The 327-nt window shown below is 63.3% G+C and carries 1 protein-coding gene; it reads right to left on the bottom strand.

Going from position 1 to position 327, the window contains the following annotated elements:
* A partial coding sequence (locus AC09SL_RS29595) for an Ig-like domain-containing protein (RefSeq protein WP_479572027.1) occupies window positions 1-327 on the bottom strand: 327 nt, incomplete at both ends.

The raw sequence follows: 327 nt of genomic DNA on the forward strand, positions 1-327 counted from the left end.
ACCGAGCCGACAAGGCTGCCGCTGGCGGTTTCGCTGGTGGCGCTCGGGTCGCTGCCGGTGACGGTGCCAGGGGCCAGGTCCTGGCCGTCCTGGGTCAGGTCGAGGGCTTTTTCGTAGACGCTGATTTCGTGGTCCGACGTAGCAACGATGCAGCTTTCATCAACATCGATGGTGATGGTGGTGGTGCTTTCGTCACCGTCGGCATCGCGCACGGTGTAGGTGAACACATCGGTCGCGCCTGGGGCACTGACGGTGTTGGGGTTGCTGTGATAGACGGCGTTGCCGTTGGCGTCCAGGGTCAGGTAGCCGTAGGTGCCGTTGATCTGG

It is taken from the genome of Pseudomonas sp. PF05 (assembly GCF_056521845.1).